Annotated in this window: 13 protein-coding genes; 12 read left to right on the top strand and 1 reads right to left on the bottom strand. The window is 40.3% G+C overall.

The window, feature by feature from the left end; genetic code table 11:
• Positions 1-25: 25 nt before the first annotated feature.
• Complete coding sequence (locus CDW55_RS04145) at positions 26-790, bottom strand: alpha/beta fold hydrolase (protein WP_088468441.1); 765 nt, start codon at positions 788-790, stop codon at positions 26-28.
• Between the two features lie 250 nt (positions 791-1,040).
• Between CDW55_RS04145 and mraZ the strand changes: the two genes are divergently transcribed.
• From mraZ to ftsA, 12 genes are read left to right on the top strand one after another with little or no spacing between them, the layout of a single operon-like run.
• Positions 1,041-1,511 (top strand): division/cell wall cluster transcriptional repressor MraZ, encoded by a 471-nt coding sequence (gene mraZ / locus CDW55_RS04140; protein WP_088468440.1) that lies wholly within the window; start codon positions 1,041-1,043, stop codon positions 1,509-1,511.
• A 51-nt stretch (positions 1,512-1,562) separates the two neighbouring features.
• Entirely contained in the window at positions 1,563-2,456 is an 894-nt protein-coding gene (rsmH, locus tag CDW55_RS04135; protein ID WP_088468439.1) for a 16S rRNA (cytosine(1402)-N(4))-methyltransferase RsmH, read from the top strand.
• Positions 2,457-2,488: 32 nt separating this feature from the next.
• A complete protein-coding gene (locus CDW55_RS04130; RefSeq protein WP_088468438.1) occupies positions 2,489-2,854 on the top strand; it encodes an FtsL-like putative cell division protein in 366 nt (121 codons plus the stop codon).
• On the top strand, positions 2,838-4,829 hold the full coding sequence (locus CDW55_RS04125) for a penicillin-binding transpeptidase domain-containing protein (RefSeq protein WP_088468437.1): 1,992 nt from the start codon (positions 2,838-2,840) through the stop codon (positions 4,827-4,829). Before CDW55_RS04130 ends, CDW55_RS04125 begins: the two co-directional genes overlap by 17 nt.
• Positions 4,830-4,871: 42 nt before the next feature.
• On the top strand, positions 4,872-6,332 hold the full coding sequence (locus CDW55_RS04120; RefSeq protein WP_088468702.1) for a UDP-N-acetylmuramoyl-L-alanyl-D-glutamate--2,6-diaminopimelate ligase: 1,461 nt from the start codon (positions 4,872-4,874) through the stop codon (positions 6,330-6,332).
• 38 nt (positions 6,333-6,370) lie between these two features.
• Positions 6,371-7,612 carry a phospho-N-acetylmuramoyl-pentapeptide-transferase gene (mraY, locus tag CDW55_RS04115; RefSeq protein WP_088468436.1) on the top strand — a complete coding sequence of 414 codons (1,242 nt, stop codon included), beginning with the start codon at positions 6,371-6,373 and terminating at the stop codon, positions 7,610-7,612.
• A 33-nt stretch (positions 7,613-7,645) separates the two neighbouring features.
• The gene (gene murD / locus CDW55_RS04110; RefSeq protein WP_088468701.1) at positions 7,646-8,971 is read left to right on the top strand and encodes a UDP-N-acetylmuramoyl-L-alanine--D-glutamate ligase; all 1,326 of its coding nucleotides are present in this window, start codon (positions 7,646-7,648) and stop codon (positions 8,969-8,971) included.
• A gap of 21 nt (positions 8,972-8,992) precedes the next feature.
• A complete protein-coding gene (locus CDW55_RS04105) occupies positions 8,993-10,222 on the top strand; it encodes an FtsW/RodA/SpoVE family cell cycle protein (protein WP_088468435.1) in 1,230 nt (409 codons plus the stop codon).
• 17 nt (positions 10,223-10,239) lie between these two features.
• Positions 10,240-11,352: an undecaprenyldiphospho-muramoylpentapeptide beta-N-acetylglucosaminyltransferase gene (gene murG, locus CDW55_RS04100; RefSeq protein ID WP_088468434.1), complete on the top strand. Its 1,113-nt coding sequence runs from the start codon at positions 10,240-10,242 to the stop codon at positions 11,350-11,352.
• 5 nt (positions 11,353-11,357) lie between these two features.
• Positions 11,358-12,716, top strand: a complete 1,359-nt coding sequence (murC, locus tag CDW55_RS04095) for a UDP-N-acetylmuramate--L-alanine ligase (RefSeq protein ID WP_088468433.1) — start codon at positions 11,358-11,360, stop codon at positions 12,714-12,716.
• A gap of 22 nt (positions 12,717-12,738) precedes the next feature.
• Positions 12,739-13,716: a cell division protein FtsQ/DivIB gene (locus CDW55_RS04090; RefSeq protein WP_228399603.1), complete on the top strand. Its 978-nt coding sequence runs from the start codon at positions 12,739-12,741 to the stop codon at positions 13,714-13,716.
• Positions 13,717-13,736: 20 nt separating this feature from the next.
• On the top strand, positions 13,737-15,110 hold the full coding sequence (ftsA, locus tag CDW55_RS04085; protein ID WP_088468432.1) for a cell division protein FtsA: 1,374 nt from the start codon (positions 13,737-13,739) through the stop codon (positions 15,108-15,110).
• The last annotated feature ends 6 nt before the right edge of the window (positions 15,111-15,116 follow it).

Here is a 15,116-nt window from a genome sequence, read left to right as displayed (position 1 = left end):
AAAATGGAAGTTAAAAACCTCCATTTTATTTTTCTATTTTCTTCAGCCAGCTGTAAAGGATTTCGTTAAACTCATCCGGCTTTTCCATCATGGCGGCGTGACCACATTTTTCGATCCAGTATAAATCAGAATTTGGTAAGAATTTATGCATATCTACTGCTACATCAGGTGGTGTCACGTTATCATCTTTGCCCCAGATTAAACAAACAGGTGTTTTAATTTTCGGTAAATCGTGCAGCATGTTGTGCTTTATTGCGCTTCTGGCAAGCATTACTGTTTTTATTCCCTTCATTCTATCATTCACTACAGCAAAAACCTCATCTACCAATTCGTCTGTGGCTACAGCCGGGTCATAGAAGACTTCTTCTGTTTTCTTCCTTATATATTCTTTATCAGATTTGCGTGGAAAACTGTCACCGAAAGTTCTTTCATACAGACCCGAACTGCCTGTTAAGACTAAGTTGGCAACAAGCTCTGGGCGGGCAAGCGTAAGGATCAGTCCAATATGTCCACCCATGGAATTTCCTACGATCGTTACTGGCTCATCGGTTTTTTCTTCGATGAATTTGGCGACATATTTTGCAATTGTAGTAAGATTGGTGTGCAAAACCGGTAAGTCATAAATAGGAAGCACCGGTACAAAGACCTTGTACCCGCGTTCGGAAAAATATTTTACCGTTTTATCAAAATTACTCAAACCTCCCATTAATCCATGCAGAAGAATCAGCGGGTGACCTTCTCCAGCCTCAATGAAAGAGTATTTTTTTTCTTTTTTCGTAATAAATCTCATAGAAATGCTTACTAAGCACTGCAAAAATACAAATTAAAGACCAACTATTATTTACATGAATGAATTTATAATAAAAATAAATTTCAAAGAAAAAGATGAGAGTTTTTCAATTTATTTTTCAGAAATCCAATAATATGTTAACTTCTTTTTAATCAGCCGTTTAGTATTACTAATCAAAACTTATTAACATTAAGTCAAAAAGTGGGAAAAAGTGGGAGCTTTTAGAAATTTTTATATAAATTTGTCCCAAATGAAGAATTTCATCGGCACATATGAATGTAAAATCGACGACAAGGGTCGCCTAAAACTCCCTTCATCACTGGTAAAACAGATGGAGAATTTTGGCGGAGATTCTTTTGTAGTCAAGCGTTCCGTATTCCAATCCTGCCTCGAGGTTTATCCAATGTCGGGTTGGGAAAAACTGATGGAAAAAATTAATAAGCTGAACCGCTTCCAGAAAAGAAATGCAGATTTCATCCGCCAGTTTACCGCGGGCCTGAAAACTGTAGAACCCGATAACGCAGGCAGATTACAGATTTCTAAAGATTTAACCCTTTTTGCAAATCTAAAAAAAGAAATTGTGATTACCAGTGCCGGCTCGCTTTTCGAGATTTGGGACAAAGAAGCTTATGAAGCGGTAATTGCCACTTCGGAAGAAGATTTTGCGAAACTTGCCGAAGAGGTAATGGGAGACATCAGTTTTGATGATCAGGAAGAATAATTATTCCAAAACGTAGTGTGCAGCGGCCACTTCACCTTAATATAATACAGAATGTATCACAATCCGGTTTTGCTGAAGAAAAGTGTTGATGATTTGGTAACGAATCCTGACGGAATTTACGTTGATGTTACTTTCGGTGGTGGTGGGCATTCCCGGGAAATCCTGAAAAGACTTTCACCGAAAGGCAGGCTTTTCAGTTTTGACCAGGATTTGGACGCACTAAAAAACACTATTGAAGACGAAAGATTTACCCTCATCAATCAGAATTTCAGGTTTTTAGAAAATTCTCTACTGGTTTATGGTATTAATAAGGTAGACGGAATTCTGGCAGATTTAGGCGTATCGTCCCATCAGTTTGATGAAGCAGAACGCGGTTTTTCTACAAGAAGCAATGCACCGCTGGATATGCGGATGAATGTGATGCAGGTTCTGGACGCCAAAAAAATCATTAACGAATACGAAGAAGAACAGCTCGCCAATATTTTTTACTATTACGGAGACTTACGGGAATCCAGAAAACTGGCGCGCGAAATTGTGCACCATAGAAAAATAAAACCTATTGAAACCACAGAGGATCTGAAAAAACTCTTCAGCTACATCCCGGCATTCAAACAGAATAAGTTTTTCGCACAGGTTTTTCAGGCCATCCGAATTGAAGTAAATCAGGAGTTGGAGGTGCTAAAAGAAATGCTCCTTCAGGCATATAAAATATTGAAACCCGAAGGCAGACTGGTCGTAATCTCATATCATTCTCTGGAAGACAGACTGGTAAAGCGTTTTCTGAAGAACGGCATGTTCGAGGGTGAACCCGAGCGCGATATCTACGGAAATTATGCAAAAGCATTTAATCTGCTTCAGAGCAAGGCAATTGTGCCGGATCACGCAGAAATAGAAGAAAATTCCCGTGCAAGAAGTGCAAAAATGCGGGTTGGAATAAAAATATAAATTAAAGATGAGTGATCACATTCATCAGATCAATGGCAAAAAAACAAACATACCGCCCCCAGAAAAAATTAACCTTTATTGACATCATAAAGGGGAATTTTCTGAACCGTGATGAAGTGAAAATTCATTACCGGTACTTTCTGCTGATTTTTCTGCTTTTGATGATTATGATTTACAGTAACCATTTGGTGAGTAAAAAAATTGAATTGGTAAATGAATTAAAAGAACAGACCGAAGAATATAAATCGAGAAACGCATACGCCCAAAGCAGACTGATTAAAGTAAAACTGGAATCGGAACTGGGCAAGGAAATGGTGGAAGATTCCCTTTTATCTCTGGAAAACCACCCACACAAATTATTGATAAAATTAGACAGTACAGATGGCAGTACTCAATGAATTCGAAAATAAGCGCTCAAAAACTTTGAGATGGGGCTACCTTTTTGCCGGGGCAGCCTTCATCCTTTTTGTGGTGTTTTTAGGCCGGATTCTTATTCTTCAAAACACTAATGTTCAGGAAATTAAAGACGACTACATCAGTAAAAACTACCGTGAAGCTACTTTAAAAGCTGCGCGCGGAAATCTTTATGCTGCCGACGGTTCCATTCTCGCCACTACGGTAATGCGTTACGATGTTTTTCTCGATTTCAAAACAATAAAAGATACAGTTTACTCCAACAACATTGGCGCACTTACCGATTCTCTTTCCAAAATGTTCGGAAAGCCACGAAGTTATTTCAGAGACAGGCTCGATCAGCAGAAAAAAGCAAATAACCAATACTATTCTTTGGTAAAAGGTCTCGATTTCGATGAGTACGACCGAATCCGTAAGTTCCCGATTTTCAAAAAAGGAAAAAACCGCGGTGGATTTATCGTAGACCGGAATTTTAAACGAGAACTCGCCACCACACAGATCGGTGCCGGCACCATTGGGATGGACAACGGCGTTACAAAATCTGGTTTGGAAGGCGCCTTCTCCAAATACATGACAGGAGTCAACGGAACCCGCCTGGAGCAGCGTGTAAACTCCAGCCAGTGGAAACCCATTGATTACTGGAAAGTTAAGGAACCTGTAGACGGCCAGGATGTTTACACCACGATTGATTTAAGAATTCAGGATATTGCACATTCGGCTCTCGAAAAGCAACTCATCAATTTCGATGCAGACCACGGTTCTGTATTGGTAATGGAAGTCGCTACAGGCAAAGTGAAAGCAATGGTCAACCTAAAGCGTACCGAACCCGGAATGTATGTGGATTCCTATAATTACGCACTTAAAGACGCCACAGAACCTGGCTCAACCTTCAAAACGGTGTCTCTGTTAGCCGCAATGGATGATGGTTTTATTGATGAAAACACCACAGTAAATGTTGGAAATGGCGTGTGGACGTATGCCAAGCAGAGAATTTCCGACGGTCATGGCGGTGGAGTTTATGAAATAGCCGATGTTCTGGCAAAATCCAGCAACGTAGGGTCAGCGAAACTCATTACCCAATACTACGCCGATAAACCACAGGTTTTTCTGGATCACTTAAAAAGATGGAAAATGTTCGAAAAAATGGACATTGAGCTTCCCGGAATCACCAAACCTTTCATTGTAACCCCAGAAAACAAAAGATGGAACGCTGCGACACTGGCTTCACTTTCTTATGGTTACTCCTCACGATTCAATCTGCTGCAGCTTACCACATTCTATAACGGAATCGCCAACAAAGGTAAAATGCTGAAACCGCTTTTCATTGATAAAATCATGAAAGACGGGCAGATTCTGTATTCCGCTCAACCAGAAGTTATGGTTAAAAAAATGGCTTCTGAAAAAGCAATTACAATGATGACCAACGCGCTGACTAAAGCTGTTGAAAAAGGTACGGCAAGAAGTATTTTCACCCCGAACCTGAAAATGGCCGGAAAAACGGGAACCGCAAGATTCGAGTACTGGAAACCCGGTCCCGCAAAATATCAGGCGAGTTTTGCCGGATTCTACCCTTCCGACAATCCCAAATATACTTGCATTGTGATGGTTAATCAGCCAGATAAATCTAAAAGTTATTACGGATCAACTGTAGCCGCGCCGGTTTTTAAAGAAATTGCAGGAAAAACCTTCCTGAAAACGCCGCAAAATATTGAAAGAGAAATGCTGGTTGACAAAAAAGTTGATCTCAGCAAAATGGTGGAACGAACCGAAAAAATCGCTGTCACAGGTAAACAGATGCCGAAAGTAGTAGGACTCATCGGGAAAAACGTAATTCCCCAACTTGAAAACCAAGGCTATAGAGTTGATTACAAAGGTGTTGGACGCATTAAAGAACAGTTTCCGCTGGAAGGCACCACGATTAAGAAAAACCAAAGAATTTACCTGAGTTTACAGAATTAAAAAAACTGGAACAGGCTGCAAGGCTTGTCCCTGAAATATAAAATGAATTTAGAAGCATTATTGAACAGAATCCCCGTACTTGAAATTTCCGGACGTAAAAACCCGGAGATTTCGGAAATCGTTTTCGACAGCCGGAAAGCTGTGGAAGATTCACTGTATGTCGCGGTGAAAGGAACGGTTGCCGACGGACATTCTTTTATTCATGCGGCCATCGCAAAAGGTGCCATAGCGATTGTTTGCGAAGTTCTGCCAGAGAATCTTTATCCAGAAATCACTTACATTCAGGTGAAAGATGCTTCGAAAACTTTGGGTCAGCTGGCTTCAAATTTTTACGGAAATCCTTCAGAAAAACTCAGTTTGATTGGAATTACAGGCACGAACGGGAAAACTTCGGTTACTACCCTTTTGTTCGATATTTTCAAGAATTTAGGATTTAAATCTGCTTTAATTTCAACGGTTGAATACCGAATCGCAGACGAAATCATTCCGTCAACGCACACCACGCCCGATGTTGTACATTTAAATCAATTGCTGGCAAAAGCGGTTGAAGTGGGCTGTGAATATGCCTTTATGGAAGTTTCTTCGCACGGAATTCACCAGAACAGAACTGAAGGTCTGAATTTTAAAATTGCTGGATTTACCAATATTTCTCACGATCATTTAGACTATCATAAAACCTTCAGCGAATACCTCAAAACCAAAAAAAGGTTTTTTGATGACCTGAATCCGGAAGCCATTGCCATCACCAACATTGATGACAAAAACGGAACTGTGATGCTTCAGAATACAAAAGCAACGCAAAAAACTTACGCGCTGAAGACCATGGCAAATTACCACGGCAGAATTCTGGAAGCAGACTTCAATGGGATGCTGTTGAATTTTGGCGGTAGAGAATTCTGGACCACCTTGACCGGGAAATTCAATGTTTACAACCTGCTGCTGGCTTATGCAGTTGCCATCGAAAGCGGTTTTCATGAAGAAGATATACTGAAAGCCATCTCAACGCTGAAAAAAGTAAAGGGACGTTTCGAAACCCTGAAATCCGACAGCGGAATTTTCTTTGTTATCGACTATGCGCACACGCCCGACGCACTCGAAAATATTTTAGATTCCATCAACGATATCCGCACAAAAAACGAAAGACTTATTACGATTTTCGGCTGTGGCGGTGACCGTGATCATGCAAAACGTCCCGAAATGGGCAAAATTGCAACAAGAAAATCAACGCTGGCCATCATCACAAGCGATAATCCAAGAACTGAAGATCCGGCAGCAATTATCAAAGAAATTGAAGCAGGTGTGGAACCGCAGAATTTCAGCAAATACACCTCGATTCCCGACCGTAAAGAAGCCATAAAAATGGCGATTAAATTTGCGGAACCGAGAGACATCATCCTTCTTGCCGGAAAAGGGCATGAAGATTATCAGGAAATCAATGGCGTAAAACATCATTTTGATGATAAAGAAACCATTATGGAACTCGCAAAATTAATGTCGAAATAATTTGCGAAAATTAAATTATTAACCGAAAACCAAAGAAAATGTTATACTATCTCTACGAATATTTTACCAGCATCGGGGTTCACGTTCCGGGACTCGGTATGTTCAGATTTATTTCTTTCCGTGCAGGAATGGCGGTTTTGCTGTCACTAATTATCGCTTTGGTTTACGGAAAAAAAATCATCAATTACCTCCGCAAACAGCAGATGGGGGAACTGGTTCGTGATCTGGGCTTAGAAGGACAGAAGCAAAAAGAAGGCACGCCAACAATGGGAGGACTCATCATCATTCTGGCTACCCTGATTCCGGTTTTACTCTTCACCAAAATAATGAACATTTACATTCTATTACTCATCGTTTCGGTGGTGTGGATGGGCGTTATAGGTTTCATTGATGATTATCTGAAGAAAATAAAGAAAAATAAAGATGGCTTAAGCGGAAAATTCAAAGTGATCGGACAGGTTGGTTTGGGATTGATCGTGGGAGTGCTCATGTATTTTCATCCCGATGTTACGGTAAAAAGAAAATATGCTGACGCCAAAGAAATCAACCGTAACAACATTGAAAAAAACTTCATGCCTACGGAAAAAGCTACCGTTTCCACAGTACCTTTCGTTAAAAATAATGAATTCGACTACAGCGGAATACTCTTCTGGATGAGTCCCGAAGATGCCCACGAATGGGCCTGGATCGTTTTTATTCCAATGGTAATTTTCATAGTAACTGCGGTTTCCAACGGCGCCAATATTACAGATGGCATCGATGGACTTGCTGCGGGAACAAGTGTCGTCATCCTGCTTACACTGGCCTTTTTTGCCTACATTTCCGGGAATATTATTTTTGCAGACTACCTCAACATTATGTTCCTCCCGAATATGGGTGAAGCTACCATTTTCGCTCTGGCCCTCGTGGGTGCGGTGATTGGTTTTTTCTGGTACAATACCTATCCGGCTCAGGTATTTATGGGCGACACAGGCAGTTTAATGCTGGGCGGCATAATTGCTGTTTTAGCCATCATCCTGAGAAAAGAACTTATGATCCCTGTGCTATGCGGTATTTTCGTTGTCGAAAATATTTCTGTGATGCTTCAGGTGGCAGTTTTCAAATACAGAAAAAGAAAATATGGGCTTGAGTATGCCCAGAATAACAGACTTTTCAAAATGTCGCCCCTCCACCATCATTACCAAAAAGAAGGTTATCACGAGAGCAAAATCGTGAACCGAATGATCATTATCGGGGTTCTATTTGCGATTATCTGTTTAATTACTTTAAAAGTGAGATAGCGACAGATTGACTTGTCAATAAAAAACAAAAAAATGAAAATAGTTGTTTTAGGAGGCGGAGAAAGCGGCTTTGGTGCAGCATATTTAGCAAAGAAAAAAGGCTTGGAGGTTTTTCTTTCAGACAAAGGTCTGATTAAGGAAGACTACAAAAAGCTTTTGCTCGATGCCGGCATTGAATATGAAGAAGGAAAACACGATGAAGATAGAATTCTTGCAGCCGACTGGATCATAAAATCACCGGGAATTCCTAAAAAAGCTGAGATCATTTCGAAAATCAACAAAAAAGGAATCCGGCTTTCCTCTGAAATTGAATTTGCTTCTGAATTTACCGATGCCAAAATCATCGCGATTACCGGAAGCAACGGCAAAACAACAACAACGTCACTGATTTACCATATTCTGAAAAATGATGATTTGAAGGTAGGTTTAGGCGGCAATATCGGTAAAAGTTTTGCAAAACAGGTTGCTGATGAAAATTTTGATTATTACGTTCTGGAAGTAAGTTCTTTTCAGCTCGACGATATCCAGAATTTCAGGCCTTATATTTCCCTGTTGTTGAATTTGAGTCAGGATCACCTGGATCAGTACAATTACAATTACGAAGAATACGCTTTGGCAAAATTCAGAATTGCTGATAATCAGGAGAATGATAATTTCTTCATCTATAACAAAGATGATGAAATGAGCATGAATCTTCTCGAAAAACTCGAAATAAAAGCCAAAATGATTCCTTTTTCACTGAAAGAAAAACTCAAAGAAGGCGGTTATCTCACCGAAGATAAAATGGTGGTAAAACTTCACGACGAATTTTCGATGAAAATCGACGAATTGGCATTGGTAGGAAACCATAATGTTGCCAACAGCCTGGCAGCTTCAATCGCTGGTAAAATACTTAAAATAAGCAATGAGAGCATCCGGAATTCCTTAACCACATTCCAAGCAGTAGAACACCGGTTAGAGCAGGTAGCCGAAATTAACGGCGTAAGGTTTATCAACGACAGCAAAGCTACCAATGTAAATGCGACCTATTATGCTTTGGAAAGCATGAAACAGCCTACCGTATGGATTGTTGGTGGTACAGATAAAGGAAACGACTACACCGAAATCGAAGATCTGGTAAAACGCAAGGTAAAAGCAATTGTCTGTTTAGGGCTCGACAACCAAAAAATCATCGATTTTTTCAAAGAAAAGAAAGAATTAATCTACAGTACATCCAGCATGGAAGACGCTGTGAAAACAGCAAAATCTCTTTCAAAAAGCGGCGACACCGTATTGCTTTCACCATGTTGTGCAAGTTTCGATTTATTCGAAAATTATGAAGACCGCGGAAATAAATTTAAAAAAGAAGTTTTAAAATAACACCCCAAACGGGACGCAAAAATGCAGGAAACAGAAAACAAATTCGAATTATTGAAAGGCGACAAAGTCCTTTGGAGCGTAATCTTACTGATTTCGTTCTTTTCGGTGTTCCCTGTCTATTCCGCAAGTTCGAATCTGGAATATATTGTAAACAGCGGCACCACGACTTCGCATTTAATTAAGCACACATTTTTTGTAGTGCTGGGTCTGGCGATCATGCGTGGCGTTGGAGTAGTAAAATACGAACACATCGGTAAACTGAGCAGTATTTTATTGGCCATTATGATTCTCCTGCTTGGATTAACGATGTTTGCAGGCCAAACTATTGATGGTGCTTCAGCCTCACGGTGGCTGAAAATCCCTGGTACGCCGATTTCCTTCCAGCCGTCGTCGTTCGCTTATTTGTTACTTATCATTTACCTGTGCAGATATTTAACCAAAAAAATTAAAAGAGAGCGCCACACCTGGGAAAATATTCTATTTATTTTCGGGCCGGTTCTTCTCGTATTTGGCCTGGTAGCAAAGGATAACGGATCTACAGCTTTAATGATCCTCATCGTTTCACTGGCCGTAATGCTTATAGGGCAGCTCAGTAAAAAATACATTTTCGGATTTGTCGGAATCGCTTCACTGGCTATTGGGATTTTCATGTTTGTCGCGCTGAAAACCGATTTGATCGAAAACAACAGGGTACATACCTGGATGAGCCGTGTAGAAGTTTTCATGAATTCCAAAAAGGAAAATCAGCTGGAAAACGAAATCGACAAAGCCAAAAATTATCAGGTAATGCAGGCGAAAGCTGCCATCGTACACGGTGGAATTGCAGGAATGGGACCTGGAAAAAGTGCACTGAAGCAAATGCTGCCACAATCTGCCTCCGACTTTATTTTTGCGATTATTGTTGAGGAATATGGATTTATCGGCGCTTTGGTACTTATTTCACTCTATCTCATCATGATCATCAGAATCGTGATGATTGCCAGTAAAATGCCGGCGTTTTTCGGCAGTTTACTTGTGCTGAGTCTCGGAATTATGATCTTCGTACAGCTTTCAGTGAATATTGCCGTGGCGGTAAATCTAATTCCGGTTACAGGACAGCCTTTACCATTAATCAGTTACGGTGGAACATCGATGCTCGTTACTTACATACAGCTGGGAATTATCCTCAATGTAAGTTCAAGAATTCAGGTTTACGATGAAGAAGGAATGGGCAAAAAACAGGATCTCGAAGAAATAAATGATATCGCATAAAGTGCGGTTTTTAGAATATGAACAAGAAGATAAAAGTTTTAATGAGCGGCGGCGGAACAGGTGGACACATCTTCCCGGCTATCGCTGTTGCCGACGAAATTAAAAAAAGATTTCCGGAGGCTGAATTTTTGTTCATCGGAGCCAACGGCAAAATGGAAATGGAAAAAGTTCCGCAAGCGGGCTATAAAATCATAGGTTTAAACATCGCAGGATTCGACCGGGGGAACCTTCTGAAAAATGTCGGTTTACCTTTCAAAGTTGTTTCAAGTCTGGCAAAAGCAAGGAAAGAAATTAAAGATTTTAAACCCGATTTCGCTGTAGGAACCGGCGGTTTTGCAAGTGGACCGGCATTATTTATGGCTTCAGCGCTTGGCGTACCTATTTTTGTTCAGGAACAGAATTCCCTTCCGGGAAAGACCAATACTTTTCTGGCAAAGCGTGCGAAGGCAGTATTTACCGCATATCCCGATATGGAGAAATTTTTCCTCGGAACAAAAACATATTTTCTGGGAAATCCGATCCGTAAAAACATCATTACCAACTTAATTGAAAGTGATGTCGCCAAAGAAAAAGCAGGTTTAGACAAAAATAAACTCACCATCCTTTCCGTAGGCGGTTCCTTAGGTTCCCGAACGCTGAATAACGCGTGGAAAGAACATTTAGATGAAATCATAGAAAAAGATTTTCAGTTGATCTGGCAAACCGGAAAAACCGATTACCAAAATATCTTAGCCGACACAGAAACCAAACAGAACAGAAACATTCAGATTGCTGAGTTTATTAAAAACATGGAGCTTGCCTATTCTGCAGCAGATATTATCGTATCAAGAGCCGGCGCCATTGCAATCTCTGAACTGGCAGTTGCAAAAAAACCGGTGCTTCTGGTTCCATTTCCTTTTGCGGCGGAAGATCATCAAACTAAAAATGCGATGACTCTGGTAGAAAAAAATGCAGCCAGAATGGTGAAAGACACAGAAATGAAGGAGAAATTCTGGCCTACACTCATGGAAATCTGCGAAAGTGAAAAACTGAGGAAGGATATGTCAGCAAACCTGGATTTCTTCGCGAAACCCAACGCAGCGCAGGAAATTGTAACTGAAATCTTATCCACTTTAAACATCAAATTCTAAGCGAGATGAAAGCTTTATCAACATATCAGAACTTCTACTTTGTAGGCATCGGCGGCATCGGAATGAGCGCTTTGGCGCGTTATTTCAATGCATCCGGAAAAAAAGTGATGGGTTACGATAAAACCGCGACAAAAATTACGTCTGCTTTAATCTCAGAAGGAATTAATATTATTTTTGAAGATGTGGTTTCTGAGGAAACTAATCATTTAAATCCGGAAAATACGCTGGTAATTTTCACACCTGCCATTAAAAAGCTCGAAATTTTAAACCATTTCAACGGTCATGGATTCACGGTGCTGAAGAGAGCAAAAGTTCTGGGTTTAATTACTGAAAATACCGCGTGTATTGCTGTTGCAGGAACGCACGGAAAAACCACAACCTCTTCCTTAGTAGCGCATCTCTGTAAAGAAGCCAATCTTTCGTTTTCAGCTTTTTTAGGTGGAATTGCAGAGAATTTCAAATCGAATTTTCTGTACAACGGAAGTGACATATCGGTGGTTGAAGCCGATGAATACGACAGAAGTTTCCTCAACCTTTCTCCGGACTGGGCGGTAATTACTTCAACAGACGCTGATCATCTGGATATTTACGGTGATAAAGCCACGATTGAAGAGGGATTTAAAGATTTTGCAAATCTGGTTCCGGCAGATAATCAGCTTTTTGTAAGAAAAGGAATCAATATCGGCAGAAATGCCAAAAGCTATGCGGTGAATGAGGAAGCTGATTATTATTCAGACAATATCCGCGAAATCGGCGATAAAATATATTTCGATTTTCACACGCCAACCGAAGAGGTTAATGATTTCGAATGGGAAATTCCGGGAATTCACAATGTAGAGAACGCCACGGTTGCTATTGCGATCCTTCATAATTTAGGCGTTGATTTCGAAACTTTAAAACAGGGAATTGCCAATTTTAAAGGAATTAAAAGACGGTATACCAAACACCGTTTCGAAAACGGAAAAATTTATATCGACGATTACGCGCATCATCCCACAGAACTCAACGCGGTAATTGGTTCCATCAAAACCTTTTACCCGGAGAAAAAACTTTTGGTGGTTTTCCAGCCGCATCTCTTCAGCAGAACCCGAGATTTTGCGGATGGTTTTGCAGAAAGTTTAGATAAAGCTGATGAACTTATTCTGCTGGATATATATCCGGCGAGGGAATTACAGGAAAATTTCGAAGGAGTAACCTCATCTTGGCTGTCGGAAAAAATAAATTTGGAAACTCGCGAAGTTTCGACTTTAGAAGATGCTTTCAGCAGGATTAAAGAAAAAAATTTCGATGTTTTATTAACAGTAGGAGCCGGAAATATCGACACTTTATACGACGGAATTGTAGAATGGCTTTCGGGCAAATAGAAAAACAGTTTAGAATTAAACAATGAAAAACAAATTCAGAATATTAAAAATATTAATAACAGTAATCATTTTCGGATTTCTACTGAGTTTTTCGTTGAAAAGATTCAATAATAAATCCATGGAAAAAGTTTCGGTTAATCTGATCCAAACCAAACATCCCGTTTATTTCATTGATGAAAAAGACATCAGGGAAATCGTAAAAAAATCGAATCCTGAAAAACGAATAGGCGACATCAACATCCCGGAATTAGAGAAAAAACTCAACCAGTTACCGGCGGTTGACAGTGCCAATGTATATTTGAATTTGAACGGCAACCTGCATCTGGATATTAAGCAGAGAGTCCCCGCGTTCCGGCTGAACAAAAACGGAAATGACTTTTATGTGGACGGAAAGGGAACAGAATTTCCAATCTCCAAAAATTATTCGTTCCCCTGCATGTTGGTTACCGGCGACGTTGATAAATCTGAATATATAAAACTGGCTGAACTGGTCAACAAAATCGACCGCGACGAATTTAGTAAAAAATATTTCATCGGCATTTCCAAAGAAAAAGAAAATTATAATTTACTTACCAGCCAGGGAAATTATAAGGTAGAAATAGGTAATCTGGAAAATATAAATCTGAAGGTTAAAGGTTTTAAAACCTTCGTGGAGAAACACCTTGTTTATCAGGAACCGGAGAAATACACAAAGATATCGGTAAAGTACGATAACCAGATCGTTACCACGCTGAATCCGTATTTCAAAGAAAACGACAGTATGATGAAAGTGGGCAGCAAAGAATTGGCGAAAGCGCCTTCAGCAGCAAATTCAATTAAAAAAGAATCTCTGCAGCCTGCCGCCAAAAAACCGGAAACAAAACCAAAGGAGAAGCCTAAAGTCAGCGTTTCAAAACCTAAAACAGAAGTAAAAACAACGGCAAAGAAAGAGACTTCCAAGCCTAAAACTGCCACTTCTAAACCGGCTGCAAAGCCCAAAACAAAAGTTAAAATAGAGTAAAAAATCAAATCGACATATCAATGAAAAATCACGAGTATTCAGTAGGCCTCGACATCGGAACCACAAAGATTGTGGCGATTGTCGGTAGAAGAAATGCCCACGGTAAAATTGAGATTCTCGGCGTTGGAAAGGCGAAAAGCCTGGGCGTTCATAAAGGAATTGTGAACAATATTTCCCAGACCATACAGTCCATCAAAACTGCCGTAGCCGAGGCGCAAGCCAGTTCAGGCGTAGCTATTCACAAAGTTACAGTTGGTATTGCCGGCAAACACATCCGGTCATTACAGCATTCAGATTATATCATGAGGGATCATCCCGATCAGTATATCACGGAAGACGATATCGAAAAACTGAAAGAACAGGTTAAAAAACTGGTAATGCTTCCGGGTGAGGAAATTATTCACGTTCTTCCCCAGGAATATAAGGTTGATTCTGAGGGAGAAATCCAGGAACCCATCGGCATGCACGGCAAACGTCTGGAAGCCAACTTCCACGTTGTTGTAGGCCAAATGGGAAGCATCAGAAATATCGCAAGATGCGTTCGTGAAGCTGGCCTGGAAATGGAATCCTTAACCCTCGAACCTCTCGCTTCTTCCGAATCTGTATTGACTAAAGAAGAAAAAGAAGCGGGTGTGGCTATTGTAGACATTGGCGGTGGAACTACTGATATCGCAATCTTCAAAGACAATATCATTCGTCATACCTGTGTAATTCCATACGGTGGCGGAATTATTACCGATGATATTAAAGAAGGCTGTTCAATCATCGAAAAACACGCAGAACAACTGAAAGTAAAATTCGGCTCTGCAATGCCGGAGATGGAAAAAGACAGCACATTCGTTACCATTCCAGGGCTTCACGGCAGACCTGATAAGGAGATTTCGCTGAAAACTTTGGCGCATGTAGTAAATGCGAGGGTTGAGGAAATCTTAGAAATGGTAAATACCGAACTGAAGGCTTATGGCGCTTTTGAGCAGAAGAAAAAACTCATCGCAGGCATCGTTTTAACAGGTGGCGGTTCTAACCTTAAAAACCTTAGACAACTCGCAAACTATACCACAGGTTTCGACAGCCGTATCGGGTTTTCTAATGAATATGTGGCCAACGACAAAAACCAGTTTCTTAAAGGTCCGGAATACGCAACTTCCATCGGTCTTTTAATGGAAAGTTTAAAAATCCGCGATAAAAAACACAGCCCTGAACAGCCGAAACCGCAAGAAGTTGTTAATGAAGTTCCTGCAAAAGAGGAAACTTCAGCACAAATTACCGAAACTCCTGAATTCAGAACAGAAGAACAGGTGATTGCAGAGTCTGGAGAAAAAAGACGCAACAAACTCACCATCGGCCAGAAAATTATGGAAAGCGTAAAAAAATTCTTTGAAGAAGTTGAATAACTAAAA

Origin of the sequence: Chryseobacterium sp. VAUSW3 (assembly GCF_002205795.1) — a bacterium.
Taxonomy (GTDB): domain Bacteria; phylum Bacteroidota; class Bacteroidia; order Flavobacteriales; family Weeksellaceae; genus Kaistella; species Kaistella yananensis.
Note: the sequence above shows the minus strand (reverse complement) of the source record. Positions and strands in the feature narration are given on the sequence as shown.